26 protein-coding genes are annotated in these 25,485 nt (G+C 70.4%); 10 read left to right on the top strand and 16 right to left on the bottom strand.

What is annotated here, in order from left to right:
• Nucleotides 1-42 precede the first annotated feature (42 nt).
• The 5 genes from G537_RS0108495 (at nt 43) to G537_RS0108475 (ending at nt 5,353) form a co-directional block, all read left to right on the top strand.
• Nucleotides 43-345 (top strand): circadian clock KaiB family protein, encoded by a 303-nt coding sequence (locus G537_RS0108495; protein WP_034851022.1) that lies wholly within the window; start codon nt 43-45, stop codon nt 343-345.
• A 4-nt stretch (nt 346-349) separates the two neighbouring features.
• Complete coding sequence (gene kaiC, locus G537_RS37020) at nt 350-1,846, top strand: circadian clock protein KaiC (RefSeq protein ID WP_034851131.1); 1,497 nt, start codon at nt 350-352, stop codon at nt 1,844-1,846.
• Nucleotides 1,843-2,949: a two-component system sensor histidine kinase NtrB gene (locus G537_RS37015; RefSeq protein WP_081688687.1), complete on the top strand. Its 1,107-nt coding sequence runs from the start codon at nt 1,843-1,845 to the stop codon at nt 2,947-2,949. Before kaiC ends, G537_RS37015 begins: the two co-directional genes overlap by 4 nt.
• 232 nt (nt 2,950-3,181) lie before the next feature.
• Nucleotides 3,182-3,859, top strand: a complete 678-nt coding sequence (locus G537_RS0108480) for a protein-L-isoaspartate(D-aspartate) O-methyltransferase (RefSeq protein WP_026869754.1) — start codon at nt 3,182-3,184, stop codon at nt 3,857-3,859.
• A gap of 261 nt (nt 3,860-4,120) precedes the next feature.
• The gene (locus tag G537_RS0108475; protein WP_026869753.1) at nt 4,121-5,353 is read left to right on the top strand and encodes a glycosyltransferase; all 1,233 of its coding nucleotides are present in this window, start codon (nt 4,121-4,123) and stop codon (nt 5,351-5,353) included.
• Between the two features lie 45 nt (nt 5,354-5,398).
• On the opposite strand, the gene G537_RS44255 is transcribed toward G537_RS0108475, so the two are convergent.
• Both G537_RS44255 and G537_RS44250 read right to left on the bottom strand, forming a co-directional pair.
• Complete coding sequence (locus G537_RS44255) at nt 5,399-5,749, bottom strand: hypothetical protein (RefSeq protein ID WP_026869752.1); 351 nt, start codon at nt 5,747-5,749, stop codon at nt 5,399-5,401.
• A gap of 96 nt (nt 5,750-5,845) precedes the next feature.
• Nucleotides 5,846-6,205: a hypothetical protein gene (locus tag G537_RS44250; RefSeq protein ID WP_026869751.1), complete on the bottom strand. Its 360-nt coding sequence runs from the start codon at nt 6,203-6,205 to the stop codon at nt 5,846-5,848.
• Nucleotides 6,206-6,349: 144 nt separating this feature from the next.
• On the opposite strand from G537_RS44250, the gene G537_RS44245 reads away from it, so the two are divergent.
• The gene (locus G537_RS44245) at nt 6,350-6,712 is read left to right on the top strand and encodes a response regulator (RefSeq protein WP_034851020.1); all 363 of its coding nucleotides are present in this window, start codon (nt 6,350-6,352) and stop codon (nt 6,710-6,712) included.
• A 60-nt stretch (nt 6,713-6,772) separates the two neighbouring features.
• Here the strand turns inward: G537_RS44245 and doeB are convergent, their stop codons facing one another.
• The 10 genes from doeB to ehuR form a co-directional block, all read right to left on the bottom strand.
• Nucleotides 6,773-7,780 (bottom strand): N(2)-acetyl-L-2,4-diaminobutanoate deacetylase DoeB, encoded by a 1,008-nt coding sequence (gene doeB, locus G537_RS0108455; RefSeq protein ID WP_026869749.1) that lies wholly within the window; start codon nt 7,778-7,780, stop codon nt 6,773-6,775.
• Nucleotides 7,777-8,955, bottom strand: coding sequence for an ectoine hydrolase DoeA (doeA, locus tag G537_RS0108450; protein ID WP_026869748.1), 1,179 nt, complete (start codon nt 8,953-8,955; stop codon nt 7,777-7,779). The genes doeB and doeA overlap by 4 nt, the downstream gene beginning before the upstream one ends.
• A gap of 10 nt (nt 8,956-8,965) precedes the next feature.
• Entirely contained in the window at nt 8,966-9,949 is a 984-nt protein-coding gene (eutC, locus tag G537_RS0108445) for an ectoine utilization protein EutC (RefSeq protein ID WP_245578983.1), read from the bottom strand.
• Nucleotides 9,946-10,938, bottom strand: a complete 993-nt coding sequence (gene eutB / locus G537_RS0108440; RefSeq protein WP_026869746.1) for a hydroxyectoine utilization dehydratase EutB — start codon at nt 10,936-10,938, stop codon at nt 9,946-9,948. Before eutB ends, eutC begins: the two co-directional genes overlap by 4 nt.
• Entirely contained in the window at nt 10,935-11,720 is a 786-nt protein-coding gene (eutA, locus tag G537_RS0108435; RefSeq protein WP_211230328.1) for an ectoine utilization protein EutA, read from the bottom strand. Before eutA ends, eutB begins: the two co-directional genes overlap by 4 nt.
• Before the next feature lie 12 nt (nt 11,721-11,732).
• The gene (gene ehuD, locus G537_RS0108430) at nt 11,733-12,389 is read right to left on the bottom strand and encodes an ectoine/hydroxyectoine ABC transporter permease subunit EhuD (RefSeq protein ID WP_026869744.1); all 657 of its coding nucleotides are present in this window, start codon (nt 12,387-12,389) and stop codon (nt 11,733-11,735) included.
• Nucleotides 12,390-12,392: 3 nt separating this feature from the next.
• Nucleotides 12,393-13,052 carry an ectoine/hydroxyectoine ABC transporter permease subunit EhuC gene (ehuC, locus tag G537_RS0108425; RefSeq protein WP_026869743.1) on the bottom strand — a complete coding sequence of 220 codons (660 nt, stop codon included), beginning with the start codon at nt 13,050-13,052 and terminating at the stop codon, nt 12,393-12,395.
• A 289-nt stretch (nt 13,053-13,341) separates the two neighbouring features.
• Complete coding sequence (gene ehuB, locus G537_RS0108420) at nt 13,342-14,184, bottom strand: ectoine/hydroxyectoine ABC transporter substrate-binding protein EhuB (protein WP_051248187.1); 843 nt, start codon at nt 14,182-14,184, stop codon at nt 13,342-13,344.
• Nucleotides 14,185-14,229: 45 nt separating this feature from the next.
• Nucleotides 14,230-15,030 carry an ectoine/hydroxyectoine ABC transporter ATP-binding protein EhuA gene (gene ehuA, locus G537_RS0108415; protein WP_026869741.1) on the bottom strand — a complete coding sequence of 267 codons (801 nt, stop codon included), beginning with the start codon at nt 15,028-15,030 and terminating at the stop codon, nt 14,230-14,232.
• A gap of 136 nt (nt 15,031-15,166) precedes the next feature.
• Nucleotides 15,167-16,561 (bottom strand): MocR-like ectoine utilization transcription factor EhuR, encoded by a 1,395-nt coding sequence (gene ehuR / locus G537_RS0108410; protein ID WP_026869740.1) that lies wholly within the window; start codon nt 16,559-16,561, stop codon nt 15,167-15,169.
• A gap of 65 nt (nt 16,562-16,626) precedes the next feature.
• Between ehuR and G537_RS0108405 the strand changes: the two genes are divergently transcribed.
• The 4 genes from G537_RS0108405 (at nt 16,627) to G537_RS0108390 (ending at nt 21,370) form a co-directional block, all read left to right on the top strand.
• Nucleotides 16,627-17,121: an Lrp/AsnC family transcriptional regulator gene (locus G537_RS0108405; RefSeq protein WP_026869739.1), complete on the top strand. Its 495-nt coding sequence runs from the start codon at nt 16,627-16,629 to the stop codon at nt 17,119-17,121.
• Between the two features lie 126 nt (nt 17,122-17,247).
• On the top strand, nt 17,248-18,741 hold the full coding sequence (locus G537_RS0108400) for an NAD-dependent succinate-semialdehyde dehydrogenase (RefSeq protein WP_026869738.1): 1,494 nt from the start codon (nt 17,248-17,250) through the stop codon (nt 18,739-18,741).
• Nucleotides 18,742-18,772: 31 nt separating this feature from the next.
• Complete coding sequence (locus tag G537_RS0108395) at nt 18,773-20,152, top strand: aspartate aminotransferase family protein (RefSeq protein WP_026869737.1); 1,380 nt, start codon at nt 18,773-18,775, stop codon at nt 20,150-20,152.
• 114 nt (nt 20,153-20,266) lie between these two features.
• Complete coding sequence (locus G537_RS0108390) at nt 20,267-21,370, top strand: alcohol dehydrogenase family protein (RefSeq protein ID WP_026869736.1); 1,104 nt, start codon at nt 20,267-20,269, stop codon at nt 21,368-21,370.
• 152 nt (nt 21,371-21,522) lie between these two features.
• On the opposite strand, the gene G537_RS0108385 is transcribed toward G537_RS0108390, so the two are convergent.
• From G537_RS0108385 to G537_RS0108370, 4 genes are read right to left on the bottom strand one after another with little or no spacing between them, the layout of a single operon-like run.
• Nucleotides 21,523-22,623: a M24 family metallopeptidase gene (locus G537_RS0108385; protein ID WP_026869735.1), complete on the bottom strand. Its 1,101-nt coding sequence runs from the start codon at nt 22,621-22,623 to the stop codon at nt 21,523-21,525.
• 29 nt (nt 22,624-22,652) lie between these two features.
• Nucleotides 22,653-23,615: an isoaspartyl peptidase/L-asparaginase family protein gene (locus tag G537_RS0108380; RefSeq protein ID WP_026869734.1), complete on the bottom strand. Its 963-nt coding sequence runs from the start codon at nt 23,613-23,615 to the stop codon at nt 22,653-22,655.
• 13 nt (nt 23,616-23,628) lie between these two features.
• Entirely contained in the window at nt 23,629-24,447 is an 819-nt protein-coding gene (locus G537_RS0108375; protein WP_026869733.1) for a M55 family metallopeptidase, read from the bottom strand.
• Entirely contained in the window at nt 24,444-25,484 is a 1,041-nt protein-coding gene (locus G537_RS0108370) for a DmpA family aminopeptidase (RefSeq protein WP_026869732.1), read from the bottom strand. The genes G537_RS0108375 and G537_RS0108370 overlap by 4 nt, the downstream gene beginning before the upstream one ends.
• Nucleotide 25,485: the final 1 nt, after the last annotated feature.

The following is a 25,485-nucleotide window of genomic DNA, read 5'->3' as shown; positions in this document are numbered from 1 at the left end:
GCACGCCAACACCGCTTGTTCGCCCGCAGCCAGGCGTGACCGATGACCCCACAGCCGCCGCCCGCCCTGGGACCGATCCCGCTTCTGCGGCTCTATGTGGCCGGGCAGACGCCCGGCGCCCGGCGCGCGCTCGAAGGGCGGCAGCGGCTGATCGACGCCATGGCCGGGCAGGTCGAGATCGAGATCGTCGACATCCTGGCCGACCGCTCGGCGGCCGAGACGGCCGGCATCCTGGCGACCCCGACCCTGTCGGACGAGTCCAGCCGGCCGCCGCGGCGCCTGATCGGCGACCTCGGCGACGTCGATCAGGTCCTCGATTTCTTTGGCCTGAAGAGAAGGATCTAGCGTGATGGTTCCGGAGGAGGAGATCGACCTCGACCCCGTGCTCGGTCGCGTGAAGACCGGCATCGAGGCGTTCGACGACCTGGTGATGGGCGGACTGCCGCGTGGACGGATGACGATCGTCGGCGGCACGCCCGGCAGCGGCAAGACCGTGTTCGCGACCCAGTTCCTGGCCCACGGCATCACCGATCTCGGCGAGGCGGGGGTGTTCGTGACCTTCGAGGAATCGCCGGCGGAGATCGCGGTCAACATGGCCAGCTTCGGCTGGGACATCGGCCGCTGGCGCGCGGCCGGCAAGCTGGCCTTCGTCGACGCCAGCCCGCGCGACCGCGACGAGGTCGTGCTGGGCGAGTTCGACCTGTCGGGCCTTCTGGCCCGCATCCTGCACGCGGTCGAGACGGTGGACGCCAAGCGCATCGTGCTCGACTCCCTGACCCAGCTGTTCGACCATTTCATCGCCGACCAGTCGGTGGTGCGGCGCGAGCTGCTGCGCATCGCGTCGGCGCTGAAGCAGCGGGGCCTGACGGTGCTGATGACCGCGGAGCGCAACAGCGAATACGGCGAGATCTCGCGCCACCGGATCGAGGAGTTCGTGGCCGACAACGTCGTCATCCTGCGCAACTCCCTCGACCGCGAGCGCCGCCGGCGCACCATCGAGGTGCTGAAGATGCGCGGCAGCCGCCATGTCGAGGGCGAGGTGCCGATCACCCTGCTCGAGCAGAAGGGGATGGTCGCCGTTCCGCTGTCCTCGCTGCGGCTCGAGCAGGAATCGAGCACCAAGCGCGTGACCAGCGGCAACGAGGAGCTGGACCGGATGTGCGGCGGCGGCTTCTTCCGCGACAGCGTGACCCTGGTCAGCGGCGCGACCGGCACCGGCAAGACCCTTCTGGTCACCAACTTTCTCGCCGGCGGCGTGGCGGCGGGGGAGCGCGCGCTCCTGGTCGGCTACGAGGAAAGCCGCGGCCAGCTGTTCCGCAACGCCCGCGGCTGGGGCGTCGATTTCGAGGCGATGGAGGCCGACGGCCGGCTGAAGATCGTCTGCCTCTATCCCGAGGCCCAGGGGCTGCCGGACCACCTGCTGATGATCCGCCAGCTGGTCGAGGAGTTCAAACCGGACCGGATCGCGGTCGACAGCCTTTCGGCGCTGGAGCGCATCGCCCCGGAGACCGGGTTCCGCGAATTCCTGATCAGCCTGACCTCCTTCGTCAAGAAGCGCGAGATCGCCGGGCTGTGCACCGCCACCAACAAATCGCTGGTCGGCGGCCAGAGCGCCAGCGAGCAGCACATCTCGACCCTGACCGATTCGATCATCCTGCTCCGCTACATCCAGGAGGCCGACCTGATGAATCGCGGCCTGATGGTGCTGAAGATGCGCGGCAGCGAGCACGACAAGCATATCCGCCGCTTCACCATCGATGGGGGCGGCATGCATCTCGGCGAGCCGTTCGGGGGCGCGCCTGACGTCTTCGGCGACTCCTCCATGTCGCCCCAGACCACGTCATGACAGACCCCTTGGTTCCGGCTCTGCGGGTGGCCACGATCGCCGCCCCGCGGAACGAACGGCGGCTCGCCGATCTGAGCGAGCCGAGTTTCCGGCTGCTGATCGAGCACACCGCCGATGGCGTGCTGGTGGTCGATCTGGCCGGCACCGTGCTCTACGCCAACCCCGCCGCGGCCGACATCTTCGGGCATCCTCGCGACGAGCTGCTGCACGTGCCGCTGGGCCGGCCGGTCGTCTCGGGCGAGACCACGCTCATCACGGTCCACCGCCCTGGCCGCGGCCCGGCCGAGGTCGAGATGCGGGTGGTCGAGGTGACCTGGACCGGCACCCCGGCGCTGCTGGCCAGCCTGCGCGACGTGTCGGCCCAGCGGGCGCAGGAGGAGCGCCGGCGGCAGTCGCAGAAGCTGGAGGCCATCGGCCGGCTCACGGCCGGAATCGTCCATGACTTCAACAACCTGCTCACCGTCATCCAGGCCGGCCTGCGGCTGCTGGAGAAGCAGATCGCCCGCGACCCGGCCGGCCCGCAGATCCGGGAGATCATCGAGGAGCTGTCGCGGCGGATCCAGAACGGCGGTGCGCTGACCCACCAGCTGCTGGCTTTCTCCCGCCGGCAGTCGCTCGCGCCCGAGCTGGTCGATCTCAACCAGCGGATCGAGGCGCTGACCACCATCCTCGAACGCTCGCTCGGCAGCGGCATCGCCATCCGGTGCGAGCTCGACCCGGCGCTCGGCCCGATCCTGATCGACGCCAACCAGCTCGAGGTCGCGCTCCTCAACCTCGCCGTCAATGCGCGCGACGCCATGGCGGGCCGCGGCACGATGACGATCGAGACCAGCAACGCCCCGGAGGACATCGAGGACGTGCCGGGCATCGCCGCGACCCATGTGCGGGTGACGGTCGGCGACACCGGCTGCGGCATGAGCAAGGAGGTCCTGGCCCGGGTGTTCGAGCCGTTCTTCACGACCAAGGGCGAAGGCGAAGGCACCGGGCTCGGCCTCAGCCAGGTCCACGGCTTCGTCACCCAGTCGGGCGGGCATATCCGGATCGACAGCGAGGTCGGCCGCGGCACCCGCGTGCGTCTCTACCTGCCGCGGGCGCGGAGCTGAGGCGACGGACGCTCCCGAGAGCGGCGACCTTTGACCCTCGGGATCGCGAGGAGCGAAGGTCTCTGGCAAGGCTGCGACGGCGTGCCGCCGCCCCTCGGGCACCGCCCGGCGCAACTTCATTCACAGGCCTCCGGGCGAGGAGACGAGGCGAGGCGCGGATGCTTGTGGACCTGCAGGCCCGCTCGGCGGGATACTCCGAAGACATGTTGGACCGGGACGAGGCCCGCCGACCATGAAGCCGATGGGTGAGGAGCATTTCGCGATCCTGCGGCGGCACATGGTCGAGGTGATCGCGATCCATACGGATCTGATGAGCGACGAGCTCGGCCGCGCCGCCCTCGACGGGCGGGTGCTGGCGGCGATGGAGCGCGTGCCGCGGCACCTCTTCGTCCCGCTGCAGCTCGCGGCCGTCTGCTACCACGACGCGCCGCTGCCGATCGGTTTCGACAAGACGATCTCGCAGCCCTTCATCTGCGCGCTGATGACCGACCTGCTGGCCCCCGGGCCGGACGAGGTGGTGCTGGAGGTCGGTACCGGCCTCGGCTACCAGGCGGCGGTGCTGGCGGAGCTGGCGGGCCGGGTCTGGAGCGTCGAGATCGTCGAGGAGCTGGCCGGCGAGGCCGGGCTGCGCCTGCGCCGGCTGGGCGTGTCCAACATCGGCATCCGCATCGGCGACGGCTCCCGCGGCTGGGCCGAGCATGCCCCCTACGACAAGATCATGGTGACGGCCGCAGCCGACCAGCCGCCCACGGCCCTCCTGGACCAGTTGCGGCCGGGCGGCCGCCTGGTGATGCCGCTGGGCCCCGCCGACGCCCAGATCCTGACGGTCATCGACAAGGACGCGGGCGGAACGCTCTATGCCAGCGAGTCCATCCCGGTCCGCTTCAGCCGGCTGGAGACGGTGTTGTGAGCGCCAGCTTCGCGTATCTCGTTCAAGAAACTGGCGTTGATGAGCAAATAAGCAGCATCCTCGACTTCACGATCATTCTCGCCCCGGAACAAAACAGCGCCGCCACGACACCCTCACGATCAGGATGAGCGTCGGAGAGCTTGAGCGGCCAGGTCAAAGCGGCTAGTTCACGCGACTGTTTGCACGAATCGGCCGATCCAAGCCTGCGTTCGATGTCTCACCGGCCGATGATCGGGAACGACCGTCGGGGGGCGGAGCGACATGAAGTTTCTCGTCGTGACCTATGGGACGGAGGGTGACACCCGTCCGCTCGCGGCGCTGTGCCGGGCGCTGATGGATGCCGGCCACGAGGCCACCCTGCTCGCCGACGGCGCTACGCTCGGCGCCGCCCGCGCCCTGGACGTGCCGGCGATCGCGCTGGCCGGAGACATCCGTGGAACCCTGCGGCCGAGCGAGGCCATTTCCGGCGCCGTGGCCGGAGGGCACCGCTTCACCCGGACGGCGAAGGCCCTGGCGCGCATCGCCAACATCAATGCCGAGGCATGGATGCGCACGGTGGTCGAGAACGGACAGGGGTGCGACGCGGTCATCCTGTCGGGCCTTGCCGCCTTCGTCGGGCTGTCCGCGGCCGAGCATCTCGGCGTCAAGGCGATCGGGATCGGCCTGATCCCGATCTCCCCGACCACAGCCTTCCCGTCGCCCCTGCTTCCGCCCGGGATCGTGCCGCGCTTCCTCAACCGCGCCAGCCACCGCTTCGTCAATGCGATGCTGTGGCGGGCCTTCCGGAACGCCACCAACGCCGCCCGCGCCCGCGCCTGCGGTTTGCCGCCCCGGCGCGAGCTCTGGACGAGCCATCCCATGCTGTATGGCGTCTCGCCCAGCCTCCTGCCGCGTCCGGCCGACTGGCCGGCCAACGCGCAGGTGTGCGGCCAATGGAGCTTGCCTGCGCCGCACTGGTCGCCGCCGCACGAGCTGGCCGATTTCCTGGCGGCCGGCGACCCGCCGCTCTATATCGGCTTCGGCAGCATGGTCGGCTTCGATCGCGATGCGATACTCGAGGCGGTGATCGGTGCGGTTGCGGGCCGCCGGGCGCTGTTCTATCCGGGCTGGAGCGGCATCGACCCCTCGCGCCTGCCGGACAATATCCTGGCGATCGGCGAGACGCCGCACAGCTGGCTCTTCCCGCGTACGTCCCTGGCGATCCACCATTGCGGCTCCGGGACGACGCATTCGGCGGCGCGGGCCGGCATCCCGTCGGTCGCGGTGCCCTTCGCCGGCGATCAGTTCTTCTGGGCCGCCCGCCTCGCGCAGCTGGGCGTGGCCGCGCCGGCCGTGCCCGCCAAGAGCCTGACAGCACCCCGGCTGGCGCGTGCGATCGCCTTCGCGGAGGGCACCGAGGCACGCCGGCGCGCCAAGGCGCTCGGCGAGCGCATGGCCGCCGAGGACGGGCTGGGCGCTGCGGTCACGACGATCGAGGAGATCATGGCCGTCTGACGGCCGTCTGCGATGGCTGTCGGCCGCGCTGGCCCGGGCAGGCCGTTACCCGTCCCCGGCGGACAGGCTGCCGAGATAGGCGAACTTCTCCCGAAGCTGCATCAGGTCGCGCTCGAACTGCTCCAGCGAATAGTCGATCCGGGGCGCGGCGGCGGCGTCGGGCTCGTCGGGAAGCTCCGGGTCGATGCGCTTCATCGGGTCGATCGCGGACTCCGCTTTCGCCACGGCCCTCGGATCCTGCCTCGCCCCCTCATCGGCCTTGAGCTGCTGGACCGCGAAGTGCACGTTCCAGCGCTCTCGCGACGTCATCCTGTGGCCGGCCTTCCAGCGCTGCAGCCACTGCTCCAGCTGGTCCAGCGCGTAGCGCAGCTCGCCGTCTCGCCCGGTGCCGGGCATCGCTGTCCTCCGGTTCGGTCTTCGGAAGGAGATGGCCGCCGCGAGACGCTTCGGCAAGCCGGGAACATTCCCTCGCAAGGAGAGGGCGCGAGAGCGCTAGGCGTGCCCGACCGGTCGCCCTCCCAGCCAGTTCAGATAGTCGTATTTGGGCCTCAGCAGCTCCATGTCGCGCTCGAACTCCTGAAAGCTGTAGTCGACCGCGGCGGGATCGGCCGTCTCGATACGGGGCGCGTGGTCCGGGTCCACCGCGGCCAGGAGATCGGCGATTTCCCGATGCGCCGATGGCTCTGCGTCGTCATGCGCCTCCCCCTCGTCGATATGCAGCTCGCCGACGGCCCGCTTGATGACCGCCAGCTCGGCCCCGTTGGGGGTCCGGCCGGCCCGCCACCGCTCGAGCCAGGCCTCGAGCTGGTTCATCGCGTACCGCAGCTCATCGTTGCGTTCGTTGTCGGCCATCGTCGTGTCCTTCGGCTGTGGCGTTCTCGGGCTCTCCATTTCCCGTCCCAGCGTAGCAGACAGAAACGCAATAAAGTGACTTGCACTCAGAGCGCGCGCCGGCTGTTGCCCATGCGACAGAAGCAACGCTCTGGGAGACTGCCCTTGAAGCCCGACCGACAACCTTGCGTCCTCGTGGTCGAGGACGAATTCCTGATCGCGCTCCTGGTGAAGGAAGCGCTGACCGAAGCGGGATTCCGGATCCTGGGTCCGGTGGCGAGACTGGACGAGGCCGTGGAGCTGGCGGGGAACAACAGGCTGGACGCCGCGCTCCTCGATATCGAGCTGAGCGGCGGCAAGGAAGTTTACCCCGCGGCGGAGATCCTGGCCGAGCACAACGTCCCGTTCGCCTTCATCTCCTCTCAGCCGCCCGAGCTCGTCGAAGACCGGTTCGTCGAGCGGCCGATGCTGCAGAAGCCGTTCAGGGACAGCGAAGTGCAGGCGCTCGCGGCGAGACTTATCCGCTGACGACGAACCGCCGCCGGCCGATCCCGCCGAAGAAGCCGCCTGCCTTCGGTGGGGCGCCTTCTACCCCTCCACCGTCCCGATCACCGCAAGGCAGTCGCCGGCCTTCACCAGCCCCGGGAAGTGCCGCGCCGCCAGGATGCCGTCGAGCGCCGCGCGGTATTCCGCCGGCGCTGGGCCGGTGCGGTCGACCGGATGGATGCGGGCGATCACGTCGCCCTTCTTCACCGGATCGCCCAGGTCGACGCAGGTCTCGGCCATGCCGTCCTGCTCGGCGAAGCGGAAGCAGTCGGAAGACGGCATGTCGAGCCAGCGGCTGGGCGCGCGGTCGACCTCGCCCTGCAGGATACCGGCGTGGCGCAGCAGGTTGCGCACGCCGCGCTTCGCGATCCCCGCCGTGCGGGCGGTGGCGGTGCCGCCGCCGCCCAGCTCCGTCGTCACGAAGACCTTGCCTGCCGCCTCGGCCGCGGTGTCGTACATGCCGACCGCGTCGATCTCCAGCATCCGCATCGACCAGGGGGCGGAGAAGGCCTCCACCGCCGCGAAGCAGCGCGCCTCCTGGTCCTTGTCGGACAGGATATGGGCGGCGGCGAAGGGCACGAAGTCGAGCGTCCGGCCGCCGGAGTGGAAGTCCAGCACGATGTCGGCCAGCGGCAGCAGATGGCGTTGGAAATAGTCGGCGATCTTCTGCGTCACCGTGCCGTCCGGCCGGCCGGGGAAGCTGCGGTTCAGGTTGCCCTTGTCGATCGGCGAGGTGCGGGTGCCGGCCCGGAAGGCCGGATAATTCATCGCCGGGACGATGATCACCCGGCCGCGGACCTGCGTCGGGTCCAGCGTCCGCGCCAGCTCGAACAGGGCGATCGGCCCCTCGTACTCGTCGCCGTGATTGGCGCCGGTGAGGAGCGCGGTCGGCCCCTCCCCGTTCTTGATCACCGCGACCGGGATCATCACCGAGCCCCAGGCGGAATCGTCCCGGCTGTACGGCAGGCGCAGCGTGCCGTGCTGCACCCCGTCGCGGCCGAAATCGACCGAGGGGACGATCGGCGAGGGCGGCAAGTCGAGAACCGTCATGGCTTCACGAAAAGCTGGCGGGGCACGTCGGCCAGGATCTCGACGCCGCTGTCGGTGATGGCGATGCTCTCGGTGATCTCCAGCCCCATCTCCTCCAGCCACAGCCCGGTCATGAAATGGAAGGTCATGCCGGGCTCCAGCACCGTGCGGTCGCCAGGGCGCAGGCTCATGGTGCGCTCGCCCCAATCGGGCGGGTAGCTGAGGCCGATCGGGTAGCCGGTGCGGTTGTCCTTGACGATGCCGTACTTCTTGAGGACGGCGAAGAAGGCGTTGGCGATGTCCTCGCAGGTGTTGCCCGGCCGCGCGGCCTCCAGCCCGGCCTCCATGCCTTCCAGCACCGCCTTCTCGGCGTCGAGGAAGGCCTGGGTCGGCTTGCCCAGGAACACCGTGCGCGACAGCGGGCAGTGGTAGCGCTTGTAGCAGCCGGCGATCTCGAAGAAGGTGCCCTCCCCCGAGCGCATCGGCTTGTCGTCCCAGGTCAGATGCGGGGCCGAGGCGTCGGCGCCCGAGGGCAGCAGCGGCACGATCGCCGGATAGTCGCCGCCGAAGCCGTCGACCCCGCGGGTGCCGGCGTCGTAGATCTCGGCGACGAGGTCGTTCTTGCGCAGGCCGGGCTCGGCCTTCTCCAGGATCCGCCTGTGCATCGCCTCGACGATGCGGGCAGCGCGGCGCATGTAGTCCAGCTCCTGCGGGCTCTTCACCGCGCGCTGCCAGTTCACCAGCGCCGTGGCGTCGATGAAGCGGGCATTGGGCAGGTGGCGCTGCAGCGAGGCGAAGGCGGCGGCGGAGAACCAGTAATTGTCCATCTCGACGCCGATCGACAGGCGGCCCCAGCCGCGCGAATCGATGATCTCGGCCAGCCGGTCCATCGGGTGCCGCTCGGTCGACTGCACGTAGTGGTCCGGGTAGCCGATGATGTTGTCGTGCGCCAGATAGGCGGTGCGCTTGGCGCCGTTGGCGTCCTGGCCGCGGCCGTACCAGATCGGCTCGCCCTCCGGCGGCACCAGCACGCCCTGGTGGACATAGAAGGACCAGCCGTCATAGCCGGTCAGCCAGGCCATATTCGACGGGTCGCTGACCCACAGCAGGTCGATGCCCTTGCGGGCCATGGCGGCGCGGGTCTTGGCGAGCCGCGCGGCATATTCCTCGCGGCTGAAATTGAGCTCTACGGACATGCTGTGCCTTTCAGCTTTCGAATTGTGTGCCGACCCCGGCATGGGCGACGCGACCGCGCGCGAGGGTGGCGATGGCGGTGTCCTGGACGCCGGTGCCGGTGAGGTCGGCGACGGTGATCGCGGCGGCGGAGGGCCGGCCCGGCGCGGTGCCGGCGATGACGGCGCCGAGCTCGGGGAAGGCCGCGTCCGCGGCGACGGTTCCGGCGGCGATGGCGTGGTGCAGCTCGCCCAGCCGGCGCGTCTGGGCCAGGCTGTCGGCGACGTAGAGATCGGCCCGGGCCAGGATCGCCGGGTCCAGCTCGTTCTTGTGCTCGGCGTCCGAGCCCATGGCGGTGACGTGCTGGCCGGGCGCCAGCCAGCCGGCCCGCAGGATCGGCTCCGCCGCCGGGGTGGTGGTGACGATGATGTCGGCTCCGTCGACTGCGGCCTGCGGCGCGGCCTCGGCGTGGACGGCAAGTCCCAGCTCGTCGGAGAGCCTTGCCGCCAGGGCCTGCGCCCGGTCGGGCTGGCGGGCCCAGATGCGGGCCTCGGCGATCGGCCGCACCAGGGTCAGGGCCTTGAGCTGCAGCCGCGCCTGGACCCCGGCGCCGAAGACCGCAGCCACCCGCGAGTCCGGGCGGGACAGGTGCTTGGTCGCCACCGCCCCGGCGGCCGCAGTCCGCACATCGGTCAGGTAGCCATTGTCCAGGAACACGGCGTCGACCAGCCCGGTGCGGGTGCTGAACAGCACCATCAGTCCGTTGGTGCTGGGCAGGCCCAGCTTCGGATTGTCGAAGAAGCCGGGGCTGATCTTGATGGCGAAGCCGTCCAGTCCGGGGACATAGGCGGTCTTGACGTCGACCTCGCCGCGATGCTCGGGGATGTCGAGGCGCAGGATCGGCGGCATCGCCACCGCCTTGGTGGCCAGTGCCAGGAACGCCTCCTCGACGCAGGCGACGGCGTCGCGGTCGAGCGGGACGGCGCGGCGCAGCTCCGCCTCCGTCACGATGGTCATGCGGGGCACGGTGTCTCCTCCCAGGCGCCGCTGACGATCTTCCGGTGCAGCGCCATGTCGATGTTGCGGCCCGAGACCACCAGGACGGTCGGACCGGTTACGGTGAGCTTGCCGGCCAGCAGCGCGCCGATGCCGACCGCGCCGCCGCCCTCGACGATCTCCTGCTCCGCGGCATAGGCGTGGTCGATCGCGGCGGCGATCTCGGCCTCGGTCAGCAGCACCGCCTCGTCGAGCAGGTCGCGGGCCAGGGCGAAGGTGTGGCGGTTGTCGAGGCCGATGCCGCCGCCGAGCGAATCCGCCAACGTCGGCAGCTCCTCCACGGCCACCGGGCGGCCGGCGGCGAGGCTCCGCTCCATCGCTGGGCCGCGTTCCATCGACACGCCGACCATCCGGGCCTGCGGCCGCAGCGCCTTGACCGCGGCGGCGATGCCGCCGAACAGGCCGCCGCCGGACAGCGGCACTACCACCTGCGCGACATCGGGCAGATCGGCGACGATCTCGAGCCCGATCGTGCCCTGGCCGGAGATCACGTCCGGATGGTCGAATGGCGGGATGGCGGTGAAGCCCTCCTCCGCCACCAGCCGGTCGACCTCCTCCTGCGCGTCGTCCTGGGACCGGCCGACGATGCGGATCTCCGCACCCAGCGCGCGGATGCCGGCGACCTTGTTCTCCGGCACCAGGCTGGACATGCAGACGACGCAGCGCAGCCCCTGGCGGGCGGCCGCATGGGCCAGGCCGCGGCCGTGATTGCCGGTCGAGGCCGCGGCGATGCCGACCTTTCGCGCCTCGGCCGGCAGCGACAGAACGGCGTTGGTGGCGCCGCGCAGCTTGAAGCTGCCGGTGGTCTGCCGGGTCTCGAGCTTCAGGAACACCGGCGCCCCGGCACGCTCCGACAGCGACGCCGAGCGGACCAGCGGCGTCCGCACCACCTCGTCGGCGATGCGCTCCGCCGCGGCGCGGATGGTATTGAGGGTGACGGCGTGGCTCATCGCCCCGCCCCTTCCACCGCCATCAGTCGCCCGAGCTCCGGCCGCGGGCGGTCGTCGCCGCACAGGCGCAGGGCCATCCAGGCGGTGGCGAGATTGCTGGTCACGACCGGCTTGCCGATCCGCCGCTCGATCTCCGCCGCCACCCCGGCGGCGCGCAGGGCGGTGCAGGAGATGAACAGCGCCTCGGCGTCCGGCGCCATCGCCGCCTCGGCCGCCGCCACGATCGAGGCCGGGCTGATCCGCGCCATCTCGCGGTCGTCGTCGAGGCCGAGGCAGGTGAAGCGGGCGATGTCGGTGCCGTGGCCAGCGAAGTAGTCGGCCATCGGCCGGCTGGTCTCGACCGTGTAGGGGGTCAGCACCGCGATCCGGCGGACGCCGAGCGCGTCGAGGGCGCGGCGGGCGGCGAGCGGCGGGGTCACCACCGTGACGCCCGGCTTGGCCTCACGGATCGCGTCCTCGACCGCGTCGTCGCCCATCACCACCGAGGCCGAGGTGCAGGAGTAGCAGACGAGGTCCAGCGCCTCCTCCGGCAGGATCAGCCCGGCCCCCTCGCTGAGGCGCGGCTGCATCCGGCGCAGGTTCTCCGGCGTGGTCGGGTTGGCATAGGCGATGCGCGCGACATAGACGCCGATCCGGTCGCTGGCGACCATGCGGCGAAAGTCCGGCTCGGTGGTGTGGTCGGTCGCCAGGATGACGAGGCCGACCCGCTTCGCCAGCGGACGGTCGTCGAAGCGGAGCGGCAGGGCGGACCGTTCGATCTCGGGCAGCATGATCTGAGTCATCGGGGCTCCGGCTCAGCGCAACGGCCGGAAGCGGCGCTCCAGGAAGCGGAGGCCGACCACGGCGATCAGGCTGATGACGAGGAAGAAGGCGCCGACGAGCGTCATCGGCTCGAGGTAGCGGTAGTTGAAGTTGGCGACGCTGCGGGCCTGGTTCATCAGCTCCAGCACCGTGATGGCGGAGAGCAGCGGCGTCTCCTTGAACATGGCGATGAAGTAGTTGGCCAGCGCCGGGATCATCGGCGGGATCGCCTGCGGCAGGATCACGTGGCGCCAGCTCTGCCCCATGGTCAGGTTGCAGGCCTTCGCCGCCTCCCACTGGCCGCGCGGGGTGTTGTCGATGCCGGCGCGGTACACCTCGGCGGTGTAGGTGGCGTAGTGCAGGCCGAGGCCGATCACCCCCGCGGTCAAGGGCGACAGCGTCAGGCCGAGATCCGGCATGATGTAGAACAGGAAGTACAGTTGCACGAGCAGCGGCGTGCCGCGGATGAACTCGATCAGGAAGCCCACGGTGCGGGCCAGCCAGCGATGGGGGGTCCGGCGCAGCAAAGCGAGGCCGAGGCCCAGAACCACCGCCAGGGCGTAGCCGAGCACGGTGGCCAGGATGGTGATCCTCACGCCCTCGATCAGGGTCGGCATGATCTCGGCGACGAAGGCCCAGTCCCAATCCATGGCTCAGCTCCGCACGCCGTCGAGGCCGCGGGTCAGGCGGCGCTCCAGCGCCCGCACCCCGGCCGAGATCAGCATCGCCAGCGCGAAATAGATCACGAGGATGGTGAGGAAGGGGAAGGCGGTGCTGCCGGTCTGGGCCCGCACGATCTGGGCCTGGAAGGTCAGGTCGGCGAGCGAGATCAGCGACACCACGGCCGTCGCCTTCAGCAGCTCGATGGCGTTGTTGCCGAAGGTCGGCAGCATCAGCACGAAGGCCTGGGGCAGGATGACGTGCCACAGGCTCTGGCGCTTCGTCAGGTTCAGCGCGACGCAGGCCTCGCGCTGCTCCCGCCCGATCGACTGCACGGCGCCGCGCACCACCTCGGCCCCATAGGCCCCGACATTGAGTCCCAGAGCCAGCACGCCGGCCTGCAGCGGGCTGAGCTCAAACCCCGCCAGCGGCAGCACGAAATAGACCCAGAACAGCTGCACGAAGATCGAGGTGCCGCGGAAGAACTCGACATAGCAGGCGGCGATCGTGCGGACCACGAAGCTGGACGATATCCGCCCGAGCCCCGCGATGAACGCCACCACCAGCGCCAGGGCGCAGCCCAGCACGGTCAGCTCGATCGTCACCCAGGCGCCCTGCAGGATCAGCCCGAGATAGCCTTCCCACTCGCTCATGCGGCTGCTCGCGGAGTGACGGTGTCAGGACAGCGATGTTGTCGCCAACCCAAGCCAAACGAGTCCCCCCTCCCCTCGCGGGAGGGGGGTAGGGGGAGGGGGTTTTCTCGGCTGGAACCGGCTGCGGACGGCGGGAGATCAACCCGAGAGGCGAGTTCCGTCCCATGCCCATTCGCGCGCGGACGCGCGCAGACCCCTCCCCCTAACCCCCTCCCGCAAGGGGAGGGGGGACAAGAGAAGAGTGCGGTCTTCGGGGTTGTGGGAGCAGTCACCGGCCTCTCCGCCCGTCTCAGTTCGTGCCGCCGCAGAGCTGGTCACGGTTGGCGTCGATCGCGGCCTTGGCCGAGAAGCCGTAGGGCTCGACGATCTTGGCGAACTCGCCGGACTGCTTCAGCGCCGCCAGCTCCTTGTCGAAGGCGTCGCGCAGCGCCGTGTCCTGCTTGCGGAAGGCTGCGCCGTCGCAATAGACCGGCGCGTTCTTCACCGGCCCGACCATCTCGATGTTCGGGTCGTTCGCCTTCTTCAGCAGATCCTGGATCGACAGGATCGGCAGCGAATAGACGTCGATGCGGCCGTCCTGAAGCATCTTGATGCCGCTCTGCCCGTCCGGCACCACGATCACCCGGTCGCGCGGCACCCCGGCCTCCAGCGCCAGCCGCTCCTCCGTGCCGCCGCCCGGCGCGCCGATCTTGGCGTCCGGGTTGGCGGCGATATCGGCGTAGCTCTGGAAGTTCGACGGGTTGCCCTTCTTCACCGCGAAGGCCTCGCCGTCGCACAGGATCGGCTGGGAATAGGCGACGGCGCGGCAGCGCTCCGGCTTCATGAACAGGCCGGCGGTGACCGCGTCGAAGCGGCGCGCCTGCAGCCCGGGGATCATCGCGCCGTATTCCGAGATCGAGGCGACGACGTCGGGGACGCCCATGCGCTTGAACACCTCGCGCGCCACGTCCGGCCCGGCGCCGGAGACCTTGCCGTCCGCCGCCACGGCGGTGAAGGGCGGCTCATTGGCGATGGCGATGCGGGCGAAGCCCTGCTCCTTCAGGTTCTCCAGCGTGTCGGCCGCGGCCGGCTGGGCCATGGCCATCGCCGATACGGCGGCCAGGATCAGACTCGCGCAAAATCGGTTGTTCATTTCTGCCTCTCTGTTCCCGTGTTTGTGGTGCGGTCGTGCGACCGGTCAGACCCGGTGGCCGGCGGCGATGATCTTCTTGAGGAAGGCCTGGGTCCGCTCCTCGCGCGGGTGCCGGAAGATCTCGTCCGGCGGGCCCTCCTCGACGATCCGGCCGCGGTCGAAGAACAGGACGCGGTCGGCGAAGTCGTGGGCGAAGCTCATCTCGTGGGTGACCAGCAGCATGGTCATGTCGGTCTCGGCGGCCAGGCGGCGCATCACGTTCAGCACCTCCTCGACCAGCTCGGGGTCGAGCGCCGAGGTGACCTCGTCGAACAGCATGATCTTCGGCTTCAGCGCCAGGGCGCGGGCGATCGCCACGCGCTGCTTCTGGCCGCCGGAGAGCTGCGCCGGCATCGCCTTGGCCTTGCCCGCCATGCCGACGAGCTCCAGCAGCTCCATCGCGCGGGCCTCGGCGGTCTTGCGGTCGACGCCCTGGGTCAGCATCGGCGCCAGGGTCACGTTGTCCAGCACGCATTTGTGCGGAAACAGGTTGAACAGCTGGAACACCATGCCGATCTTGGCGCGCATCCTGTGCAGATGGCGCTCGTCCGCCGGCACCAGGGCGCCGTTCTTCGGCATGTGGAACAGCGGCTCGCCCTCGACCCGGATATGGCCGCCATTGATCCCTTCCAGCGTCATCAGGATGCGCAGGATCGTGGTCTTGCCGGAGCCGGACGGCCCGATCAGGGCCAGCTTCTCGCCCGGCTTCACGGTGAAGGACAGGTCGTCCAGGACGGTCAGCGGCCCGAAGCGCTTGGTCACGCCTTCGACGCTGATGCACGGATCGGATGTTGGAAGGTCTGGCAAGCCGCACTCCCTGTTCGCGACGGCCTTGGTTGCCGCCAACGATGGAAGGGAGACAAAATCATGTCAAACGGAAAAACAAATCAGTACAATTTGGCCGAACGTGATGATTTATTAGGCAGGTGGCGCACGATTCGGGTCACATCGCCAGCAGCACCGGCTCCGGCTCGCCCTGCAGCAGGTTGACGACGATCTTGAGGCCGTCGCGCAGCTGCTCCGGCGTGGTCGAGCCGACCGAGATACGGACAGCCGGCCGCCGGTCCATGCCGCCCTCGATGGCGAAGGAGGCGCCGGGCGCGATGGCGACGCCCTGCAGCCGGGCATGGGACACGAACTCTTCCTCCGACCGGCCCTCGCCCAGCGGCAGCCAGACATGCAGCCCTTCCGGATGGGCGCGGTGCGGAATGCCGGCCAGGATCTCGGCCGCGATCGCCTGGCGGCCGCGAATCGCGGCGCGCTGCCAGCGCAGCAGCTCCGCCGCCGTGCCGTTCTCGACCCAGCGGGCGGCCAGCTCGGCGATCAGCCCGGTCGCCATCCAGTTGGTCACCAGGCTGCGGTTGGCGACCGACGGGCACAGCCGGTCCGGCACCACCAGATAGCCGGCGCGCAGCCCCGGCATCACGCATTTGGTGAAGGTGGTGACGTAGAGCGTGCGCTCCGGTGCCAGGGCGGCCAGCGGCGGCAGCCGCTCGCTCAGGAGCGGCGCCAGCACGTCGTTCTCGATGATCTGCAGCTCATGGCGGCGGGCCACCTCGACGATCTCGGCCCGCCGCGCCGCGCCCATCAGGCTGGCGGTGGCGTTGATCGGGTTCGGCATGACGAAGAGCGCGCGCACGTCGCCCTCGCGGCAGGCCTCGTCCAACGCCTCGGGGACCACGCCCTCGGCGTCGATCGCCACGCCGCGCAGACGCAGGCCGAGATAGGCGGCCAGCGGCACCAGCGTGTGGTGGCCGACCGCCTCGGTCACCACGGTCGACCCCGGCGGGGCCGCGGCCATCAGGGCGATGGTCATGCCGGCGGTGGCGCCGTTGGTCAGGTGGATGGTGCCGGGCGTGGCCTCGACCCCGCAGCGGTCCCGCAGCCAGGCCTGCGCCACCCGGCGGTGCCGGGCGAACAGCATGTTCGGGCGGAAGGACAGGACGGCGGAATGCGGCAGCGTGTCGGCCAGCTCGTGCAGCGCCGCCTTCATCGCCTCGATGTGGCGAGTCTCGCACACCACCGGCTTCAGGATCGACAGGTCGATCACCTCGCTCAGCCGCTCCGGGATGTAGGGCGGCACGGGCTCGCGCTGCGGCGGGCGGATGAAGGTGCCGCGCCCGGTCTCGCCGGAGATCAGGCCGCGGCGGATCAGCTCCTCATAGGCGCGGCTGACCGTCTGCACCGACAGGTCCAGCGTCTCGGCCATCGCGCGATGAGTCGGCAGCCGCTCCCCCGGCGGCAGCCGGCCGTCCGCGATCGCCCGCGCGATCTGATCGGCCAGGGAGAGATAGGCGGGCCGGCGCAGGGCGGAGGGGTCGGGCTGCCAGATTGTCATGATTCGACAATGATCCAAGATCAGTTCAATTGACAACCGGAATTCCACACCGGCATGGTCGGCGCATGTCCGCCGTCAAGCTCGACCCGATCGACCTGCGCATCCTGGCCGAGATCCAGCGCGACGGGCGCATCACCAAGCTGGCCCTGGCCGAGAAGGTCGGGCTGTCGCCGACGCCGTGCTGGACCCGGCTGCATCGGCTGGAGCGCGAAGGCGTCATCTCCGGCTACCACGCCCGGCTGGCGCTGCGCCGGATCGCCCCCTTCGCCATGGTGTTCGTCGAGATCACGCTGGGCGCCCACCGCCAAGCCGATTTCGACCGGTTCGAGCGGGCGGTGAAGGCGGTGCCGGAAGTCGTGGCCTGCTGGTCCCTGGGCGGCGGCATCGACTACCTCCTGAAGGTGGTGGCGCGCGACATCGATGCCTATCAGCGGCTGATCGACCGGCTGCTGGAGCAGGAGATCGGCATCGACCGCTACTTCACCTACATCGTCACCCGCACGGTGAAGGACGACGCGACGGTGCCGGTGGAGGTGCTGGCGGGGACGGACGGGGCATAGGCGGAGAGAGTCTCTCTGCCTCCCCTCGCCCTCGAGAGACTTGGTCTGCCGACGGCGTCCCGAACAGTCTCCATCTCCTTCGCCCCGCCCCTATCCTGGCGGCCTCATCCATCGCGGAGGTTCGCCATGACCGCCCTCGCCACCCGGCCCAGCCAGCACGACGCGCTGGCCCGCCTGACCGACCGCCGGCTGCTGCGCGAACTGGCCTATATCGACGGCCGCTGGACCGCCGCCGCCAATGGCGCCGTGTTCGAGGTGGCCGACCCCGCCACCGGCGTCACCGTCGCCCGTGTCGCGCGGCTGGGCGCGGCCGAGGCCGACCGCGCCATCGCCGCCGCCGAGGCCGCCTTCCCGGCCTGGCGGGCGCTGCTGCCGCAGGAGCGCGCGGCCCGGCTGCGCAACTGGTTCGACCGGATCCGGGCCGCGAAGGAAGATCTGGCCCTGCTGATGACGCTGGAGCAGGGCAAGCCGCTGGCGGAATCCCGCGGCGAGATCGACTACGGCGCCGGTTTCGTCGAATGGTTCGCCGAGGAGGCCAAGCGGCTGAACGTCGAATCCGTCACCAGCCACCTGCCCGGCGCAGAGATGATGGTGCGGCGCGAGCCGCTGGGCGTCGTCGGCGTCGCCACGCCCTGGAACTTCCCCTGCGCCATGCTGACCCGCAAGGCCGCGGCGGCGCTGGCCGCCGGCTGCACCGTGGTGGCGCATCCGTCGTCGCAGACCCCGCTCTCGGCCCTGGCCCTGGCCGAATTGGCTGAGCGCGCCGGCATTCCGGCCGGTGTGCTGAACATCGTCACCGGCGACCCGGAGCCGATCGTCGGCCGGATCTGCGCCGACAAGCGAGTGCGGGCGGTCAGCTTCACCGGGTCGACCGAGATCGGCCGGCTGATCGCCGAACGCTGCGCCCCGACGATCAAGCGCCTGCAGCTCGAACTCGGCGGCCACGCCCCGCTGATCGTCTTCGCCGATGCCGATCTCGACCGCGCCGTATCGATCGCCATCGACGCGAAATTCGCCACCTCGGGCCAGGACTGCCTGGCCGCCAACCGGATCTATGTCGAGCGGCCGGTCTACGCCGCCTTCTGCGAGGCCTTCGCCAGGCGCGTCGCGGCACTCAAGGTCGGAAACGGCCTGGAGCCGGAGACCGAGATCGGGCCGCTGATGCACGATCGCGCCGTGGCCAAGGCGGCGGAGCATGTGCGCGACGCCGTGGCGCGCGGCGCCCGCTGCCTGACGGGTGGCGAGGCCCACCCCGCCGGGCCGCTGTTCTTCGCCCCGACCGTGCTGGTCGATGTGCCGGACGACGCCGCGATCATGCGCGAGGAGACCTTCGCCCCGGTCGCCGCCGTCACCGCCTTCGATGCCGAGGACGAGGTGATCGCCCGCGCCAACGACACCGAATACGGCCTCGTCGCCTATGTCGTCACCCGCGATTCCGGCCGCGTGCTGCGCCTCGGCCGCGCCCTCGACTACGGCATGGTCGCGGTCAACCGGGTGAAGATCACCGGCGCCCCGATCCCGTTCGGCGGCACCAAGCAGTCCGGCCTCGGCCGCGAAGGCTCGCGCCACGGCATCGAGGCCTTCACCGAGCTCAAATACCTCTGCCTCGACGCGGCCTGAGCGCCCGCCCTTTCGTACAAGGAGACTTCCGATGGCCCTTCGCGGCAACGAACTCGACGCCTGGGATCGCGACCACTTCTTCCATCCCTCGACCCATATGGCGGCCCACGCCAGGGGCGAGACGCCGAACCGGATCATCACCGGCGGCGAGGGCGTCTACATCACCGACCGCGACGGCAAGCGCAGCCTGGACGCTTTCGCCGGCCTCTACTGCGTCAATGTCGGCTACGGAAGGCGCGAGATCGCCGATGCGATCGCCGCTCAGGCGCATGAACTGGCCTACTACCACGCCTATGTCGGGCACGGCAGCGAGCCATCGATCCGCCTGGCCAAGATGATCATCGACCGGGCGCCGGCCGGCATGTCGCGGGTGTTCTTCGGCCTCGGCGGCTCCGATGCCAACGAGACCAACATCAAGCTGGTCTGGTACATCAACAACGTCCTGGGCCGGCCGGAGAAGAAGAAGATCATCTCGCGCTGGCGCGGCTATCACGGCTCCGGCCTGATGACCGGCAGCCTCACCGGGCTCGAGCTGTTCCACAAGGCCTTCGACCTGCCGCTGGCCCAGGTGCTGCACACCGAGGCGCCCTACTACTACCGCCGCGAGGACCGGTCGCTGAGCGAGGAGCAGTTCTCCCAAGCCTGCGCCGACAAGCTGGAGGAGCTGATCCTGGCCGAAGGGCCGGAGACGGTGGCCGCCTTCATCGGCGAACCGATCCTGGGCACCGGCGGGCTGGTGCCGCCGCCGGCCGGGTATTGGGAGAAGATCCAGGCCGTGCTGGCCAAGTACGACGTGCTGCTGATCGCCGACGAGGTGATCACCGGCTTCGGCCGGCTGGGGTCGATGTTCGGCTCCGACCACTACGGCATCAAGCCGGACCTGATCACCATCGCCAAGGGCCTGACCTCGGCCTATGCCCCGCTGTCCGGCGTGATCGTGTCGGAGAAGGTGTGGAAGGTGCTGGAGAAGGGCTCCGACGCGCTCGGCGCCATCGGCCATGGCTGGACCTATTCCTCGCACCCGCTGTGCACCGCCGCGGCGATCGCCAATCTGGAGCTGATCGACAGAATGGGGCTGGTCGAGAACGCACGGGAGACCGGCGCCTATTTCAAGCAGGCGCTGACCGACGCGCTGGCCGGCCACCGCATCGTCGGCGAGGTGCGCGGCGAGGGGCTGGCGGCGGCGGTCGAGTTCGTAGCGGACAAGGACGATCGGGTGTTCTTCGACCCGGCGCTGAAGGTCGGCCCGCGAATCTACGCGGCCACGCTGGCCCGCGGCGTGATCTCCCGCGCCCTGCCGCAGGGCGACATCCTGGGCTTCGCCCCGCCGCTGTGCCTGACCCGCGAGGAGGCCGACATCGTGGTCAAGGCCGTCGCCGGAGCGGTCGAGTCCGTTTCCAGAGAACTGTAACCCCTCGCCGTCATTGCGAGGAGGCGAAGCCGACGAAGCAATCCATCGTCCCGCTCGCGCGGCCCTGGATTGCTTCGCTGCGCTCGCAATGACACCCTATCAAGGAGCCCGACCATGGCCACCACCGAAACCATCCCCGCCACCATGCGCGCCGTGGTCCTGACCGGCCATGGCGGGCCCGAGAAGCTGGTCTATCGCGACGACGTGCCGGTGCCGAAGCCGGCCGCGGGCGAGGTGCTGATCGAGGTCACCGCCTGCGGCATGAACAACACCGACGTTTGGGTGCGCGAAGGCGCCTACGGCACCGAAGCGGACCCGACCGCGGTGTCCAGCTGGCGCGGCCGCGGCGACCGCTCGACCCTGACCTTCCCGCGCATCCAGGGCACCGACACGGTCGGCCGCATCGTCGCCGTCGGCGCCGGCGTGCCGGCGGCGCGGATCGGCGAGCGGGTGATGGTCGACTTCAGCATCTACAACCGCGACGACGACAGCCTGGCCGATATCGACTACATGGGCCATGGCCGCGACGGCGGCTATGCCGAGTACATGGCGCTGCCGGCGGACCATGCCCATCGCATCGACACGCCGATGAGCGATGTCGAGCTGGCCACCTTCTGCTGCGCCTACCTGACCGGCGAGCACATGCTGGACCGCGCCCGGGTGGCTGCGGGCGAACGCGTGCTGGTCACCGGCGCCTCGGGCGGCGTCGGGTCCGGCATCGTCCAGCTGTGCCGCGCCCGCGGCGCCATTCCCTATGCCGTGGTCGGAAGCGGCAAGGAGGAGGCGGTGCTGGCGGTCGGCGCCGAGGCCGTGGTCACCCGCGATGCCGGCGACCTGGTCTCGGCGGTGGAGCGGGCGACCAAGGGGCGGCCGATCGACGTGGTCGCCGACCTGGTCGGCGGGGCGATGTTCAACGACCTGCTGCGCATCCTGCGGCCGGAGGGGCGCTACACCACCGCCGGCGCCATCGCCGGGCCGGTGGTGCAGTTGGACCTGCGGACCATGTACCTGAAGCACCTGGAGCTGCACGGCTCATCCCAGGGCACGCGCGGCGCCTTCCGGCGGCTGGTGCGCTATATCGAGGAAGGCAAGCTGAAGCCGCTGGTCGGCGGCGTCTACCGCCTGTCCGACTTCCACCGCGCCCAGGCCGACTTCATGGCCAAGGGCTTCGTCGGCAAGCTGGTGGTGGTGCCGGATTCGAAGTGGACTGCAGGATGAGGCGCTGACACCGGCGGGGCCTTCAATAGACCGTCATGGCGAGGCGCGTAGCGCCGTGGCCATCCAGGGGCCAATGCGAGCGGCCCTGGATGGCCACGTCCCTTCGGGGCTCGCCATGACGGTTCTCTCTCAGACGCGCCGTATCGGGTGAATCACACCCGCGCCACGTAGAGGTCGCGCGGCAGCGAGGACAGGATCTCCGGCCCATCCTCGCGCAGGATCACGATCTCCTCGAGCCGGATGCCGAAGCGGCCGGGGATGTAGATGCCCGGCTCGATCGAGAACACCATGCCCTCCTCCAGCACCGTCTCCGACGTCGCGGTGATGTAGGGCGGCTCGTGGCCATCGATGCCCAGGCCGTGGCCGGTGCGGTGGACGAAGTATTCGCCGTAGCCCGCATCGGCGATGACGCGCCGGGCGGCGGCGTCGACCTCCTTCGCCTTCACGCCGGGCCTCGCGGCCTTGAGCGCCGCCTGCACCGCCTTCTCGACGATGGTGTGGATCTGGCCGTAGCCCTCCGGCGGGCGGCCGATCGCGACCATGCGGGTGATGTCGCTGGGGAAGCCGCCCTTGCGGCCGCCGATGTCGACGACCACGGCGTCGCCCTCCTCCAGCCGACGCCCGCCGGTCTGGTGGTGCGGGAAGGCGCCGTTGCCGCCGCCGCCGACGATCCAGAAGGCCGGCGAGGCGCCTTCCGAGGTGAAGTGCGCCTTGATCACCGCCGCCAGCTCCAGCTCGGTCATGCCCGGCTTGACCGCGGCGAAGGCGGCCTGCATGGCGCGGTCGGCGATGCCGGCGTTCATCTTCAGCTTGGCGAATTCGGCGGCGTCCTTGCGCATCCGCAGGGCGCCGATGGTGCTGTCGGTGAAGCTGTGCCGCGCCCCGGGCAGCACGCCGAGCAGGAGCAGGGCGAAATCGGCCCGCATCGTCTCGTCCAGCACCACATGGGCCGCATCGGTCGCGCCGACATCGGCGAGGGCGGCCTTGAGCGCGGCATCCGGCCCGTCGGCGTCGTCCCAGCTGTGGAAGGCGATCTCCGTCTGCTCGCGCGAGCTCTCAGCGTTCAGCACCGGCATCAGGAACGCCTCGCGCTCCGGCCCGATCAGCAGCAGGCAGGGCCGTTCGTCGGGATGCGGGTGGAAGCCGGCCACCCATTGCATGTGCGAGTCGGGCCCGAGCGCGACGAGATCGACACCCTCCTCCCGCATCTTTCCACGCAGCGCCGCCAGCCTCTTGCCCGTATCGACCGTCATCGCTTCCTCCCTGTTCCAGGCCGTCCTGGTTATACAGCCTCGACCCGGAACGCCTCGCGGTGGATCGCGGTGCGCAGCGCGCCGTCGGCCCCGACCACGCCGCGATACATGCCTTCGCAGTTGAAGGGCAGCGCGACATTGCCGCGAGCGTCCACCGCGACCAGACCGCCGGAGCCGCCGACCGGGCCGAGCAGCGCCTGCACCACATCCTCGGCCGCCTGCTGCAGCCCCTGCCCGGCCCAGCGCATGCGGGCGTCGATCTCGTGCCCCGCGGCATAGCGGATGAAGAACTCCCCATGGCCGGTGGCGGAGACGGCGCAGGTGGCGTTGTCGGCCCAGGTGCCGGCACCGATCACCGGGCTGTCACCGACCCGGCCCGGGGTCTTGCCGGTCATGCCGCCGGTCGAGGTGGCGGCGGCGAGGTTGCCGGCGGCGTCGCAGGCCACGGCGCCGACCGTGCCGTGCTTGCGCGCCGGATCGCCGTCATCCGGCAGCGCCTGCCGGCGGCGCTCCAGCTCCTCCTGCAGCGCCGCCCAGCGCCGCTCGGTGCGGAACCAGGACGGGTCCATATGCTCCAGCCCGGCCTCGCGGCAGAAGCGGCGCGCGCCCTCCCCGGCCAGGAAGACGTGCTCGGTGCGCTCCATCACCGCGCGGGCGGCGAGGACCGGGTGGCGCGGGCCGCAAATGCTGGCGATGGCGCCGGCCCGGCGGTCCCGCCCGTCCATCACCGCCGCGTCCATCTCGTTCTCGCCGGCGCTGGTGAAGACGGCGCCGCGGCCGGCGTTGAACAGCGGATCCTCCTCCAGCGCCATCACCGCGGCGGTGACGGCGTCCAGCGCCGAACCGCCGGCCGCCAGGACGAGATGGCCGGCGCGAAGGGCGGTGCGCAGCCCCTGGTGATAGGCCTCCTCCCGCTCCGGAGTCAGCGACTCGCGGCGGATGGTGCCGGCGCCGCCATGGATCGCCAGGACGGCGCGGGATGGATCGGTCATCGAAGCCTCGGGGTCAACGGAGGAAAGCGGTCATCGCGGACACGGCGTTCATCCAGCGGATGGCGTCGGCGACGCTGCCGGCCGGCAGGGCCACGGTGACGCCGTCGCGGCGTTCGGCGGGCGGCAGGGTGGCGGCGAGGTCGGCCAGCGCCGGGCCGCCCATCTCCAGCTCCAGCGTGTAGGGGCCGTCGATGCGGAAGGGCGGGATCGACGCGGCGCGGCGGACGGCGCGGGCCGCCGCCTCGCGCAGCGCCGCGCGGGCCGTCGGCAACGGCAGCGACCGGGCGGCGCGGTTGCCCAGCGCCTGCTTCGTCTGGACGAACTCGGCCTCGGGGAAATGCTCGCGCAGCTCGGCGACGCAGCGGTCGTCGCCGGAGACCATCGCCACCGGCACGCCGAGGCTGCCGGCATAGGCGCCGTAGATCCCGGCCTCGCCCAGCGGCTTGCTGTTCAGCCGCACGGCGCGGAAGGCGAAGCCGTTGGTGGTGTGGGCCAGCACGCCCTGCTCCGATGCGCGGGCGTGGTAGCCGAGGCAGAACACCGCGGCATGGCCGGAATCGAGCCCGGCAAACATGTTGAGCGGCTTCGGCTTGCCCTGGATCAGCTCCGCCGCCGGGTGCAGCAGTTCCGGCAGCAGGTTGGTCATCGGGCCGTGCGCGTCGTTGACCAGGATCCCGGTGGCGCCACCCTCCAGCGCGCCTTCGATCGCGGCATTGACCTCTTCGGTCATCAGCCGGCGGGCGCGTTCGTATTCGCCGTTGCCCGGCTGGCCCTGCTGCGGCGAGACCACGCCGGCCACGCCTTCGATGTCGGACGAGATGTAGATCCTCATTTCCGCTCCTCCGCCTCCAGCCAGTCCGCCAGCGATGGCCGGCTGTGCCCGCTGCGGCCGATCGCGGGCCCGGTGGCGCAGAGCGCGTTCAGCACCGCCTCCTGCGTCGCCTCGGCCGCGGCCTGGAACAGCCGGTCGATGCGCGCCTCGTTCAGCGCGCGGATCTGAACCAGGTCGCGCTTCTGGTCGTGCTCTACCGGGTCGGCGGTGGAGAAGCCCAGCGCGATGTCGCCGCTGCCGTGCCCCCAATAGGCGCCGAGCCGCGCCAGCCCGGCGCCGCACCGCCGGGTGACGCGGTGCAGCTGGCGGTGCTCCAACGGCACGTCGGTCGCCAGGATGACGATCACCGAGCCCTTCTCCGGCACCGGTTCGGAAGGCGGCGCCGGCCGGCGGCCGTCGGGCAGCACCAGGTCGCCGGCGCGGCCGAAATTCGCCAGCACCAGCACGCCGAGATGGAAGTGGGTGCGATCGAACTTGACCCGGCGCGAGGCGCTGCCGACGCCGCCCTTGAAGCCGAAGCTGCTCATCCCCGTGCCGGCGCCGACCGAGCCCTGCCCGACCTTGCCGTCGCTGGCCGCCTTGATCGCTTCCAGCGCGTCGGTCTCGGTCACCGCCAGGGCCTGGATGTCGGACAGATAGCCGTCATTGCATTCCAGCACCACCGGGTTGACGGTGCCGGTCTCACGCCCGATGTCGGGGTTGGCCGCGATGGCGGCGCGGATCAGCGCCGTGGCGCAGGTGCCGACGGCGAAGGTGTTGGTCAGCAGGATCGGCGTCTCGACCGTCCCCAGCTCCGCCACCTGCACCAGGCCGGTGCTCTTGCCGAAGCCGTTGAAGACCTCGACCGCGGCGCGGGCCTTGGTGCGGAACAGGTTGCCGCCATGCGGCAGCACCGCGGTGACGCCGGTCAGCACGTCGCCCGCATGCAGCGTCAGATGGCCGACCGTCACCCCCGGCACATCGGTGATGGCGTTCAGCGGCCCGGCCGGGAGCGTGCCGCAGACCAGGCCGAAATCGCGGGCGAGACGGGCCGTCACC

Source organism: Inquilinus limosus DSM 16000 (assembly GCF_000423185.1).
GTDB lineage: Bacteria > Pseudomonadota > Alphaproteobacteria > DSM-16000 > Inquilinaceae > Inquilinus > Inquilinus limosus.
Note: the sequence above shows the minus strand (reverse complement) of the source record. Positions and strands in the feature narration are given on the sequence as shown.

Bases quoted from the DNA above. Each gene is read 5' to 3' on its own strand.
- G537_RS0108375 (WP_026869733.1), bottom strand. From the start codon at position 24,447: ATGAGGATCTACATCTCGTCCGACATCGAAGGCGTGGCCGGCGTGGTC.
- ehuD (WP_026869744.1), bottom strand. From the start codon at position 12,389: ATGGATTGGGACTGGGCCTTCGTCGCCGAGATCATGCCGACCCTGATC.
- G537_RS0108380 (WP_026869734.1), bottom strand. From the start codon at position 23,615: ATGACCGATCCATCCCGCGCCGTCCTGGCGATCCATGGCGGCGCCGGC.
- G537_RS0108400 (WP_026869738.1), top strand. From the start codon at position 17,248: ATGACCGCCCTCGCCACCCGGCCCAGCCAGCACGACGCGCTGGCCCGC.
- doeB (WP_026869749.1), bottom strand. From the start codon at position 7,780: ATGACGGTTCTCGACTTGCCGCCCTCGCCGATCGTCCCCTCGGTCGAT.
- G537_RS0108405 (WP_026869739.1), top strand. From the start codon at position 16,627: ATGTCCGCCGTCAAGCTCGACCCGATCGACCTGCGCATCCTGGCCGAG.
- doeA (WP_026869748.1), bottom strand. From the start codon at position 8,955: ATGTCCGTAGAGCTCAATTTCAGCCGCGAGGAATATGCCGCGCGGCTC.
- kaiC (WP_034851131.1), top strand. From the start codon at position 350: ATGGTTCCGGAGGAGGAGATCGACCTCGACCCCGTGCTCGGTCGCGTG.
- G537_RS37015 (WP_081688687.1), top strand. From the start codon at position 1,843: ATGACAGACCCCTTGGTTCCGGCTCTGCGGGTGGCCACGATCGCCGCC.
- G537_RS0108390 (WP_026869736.1), top strand. From the start codon at position 20,267: ATGGCCACCACCGAAACCATCCCCGCCACCATGCGCGCCGTGGTCCTG.
- ehuC (WP_026869743.1), bottom strand. From the start codon at position 13,052: ATGAGCGAGTGGGAAGGCTATCTCGGGCTGATCCTGCAGGGCGCCTGG.
- G537_RS0108495 (WP_034851022.1), top strand. From the start codon at position 43: ATGACCCCACAGCCGCCGCCCGCCCTGGGACCGATCCCGCTTCTGCGG.
- G537_RS44250 (WP_026869751.1), bottom strand. From the start codon at position 6,205: ATGGCCGACAACGAACGCAACGATGAGCTGCGGTACGCGATGAACCAG.
- G537_RS0108480 (WP_026869754.1), top strand. From the start codon at position 3,182: ATGAAGCCGATGGGTGAGGAGCATTTCGCGATCCTGCGGCGGCACATG.
- G537_RS44255 (WP_026869752.1), bottom strand. From the start codon at position 5,749: ATGCCCGGCACCGGGCGAGACGGCGAGCTGCGCTACGCGCTGGACCAG.
- G537_RS0108395 (WP_026869737.1), top strand. From the start codon at position 18,773: ATGGCCCTTCGCGGCAACGAACTCGACGCCTGGGATCGCGACCACTTC.
- ehuR (WP_026869740.1), bottom strand. From the start codon at position 16,561: ATGACAATCTGGCAGCCCGACCCCTCCGCCCTGCGCCGGCCCGCCTAT.
- ehuB (WP_051248187.1), bottom strand. From the start codon at position 14,184: ATGAACAACCGATTTTGCGCGAGTCTGATCCTGGCCGCCGTATCGGCG.
- G537_RS0108385 (WP_026869735.1), bottom strand. From the start codon at position 22,623: ATGACGGTCGATACGGGCAAGAGGCTGGCGGCGCTGCGTGGAAAGATG.
- eutA (WP_211230328.1), bottom strand. From the start codon at position 11,720: ATGACTCAGATCATGCTGCCCGAGATCGAACGGTCCGCCCTGCCGCTC.
- eutB (WP_026869746.1), bottom strand. From the start codon at position 10,938: ATGAGCCACGCCGTCACCCTCAATACCATCCGCGCCGCGGCGGAGCGC.
- eutC (WP_245578983.1), bottom strand. From the start codon at position 9,949: ATGACCATCGTGACGGAGGCGGAGCTGCGCCGCGCCGTCCCGCTCGAC.
- G537_RS0108475 (WP_026869753.1), top strand. From the start codon at position 4,121: ATGAAGTTTCTCGTCGTGACCTATGGGACGGAGGGTGACACCCGTCCG.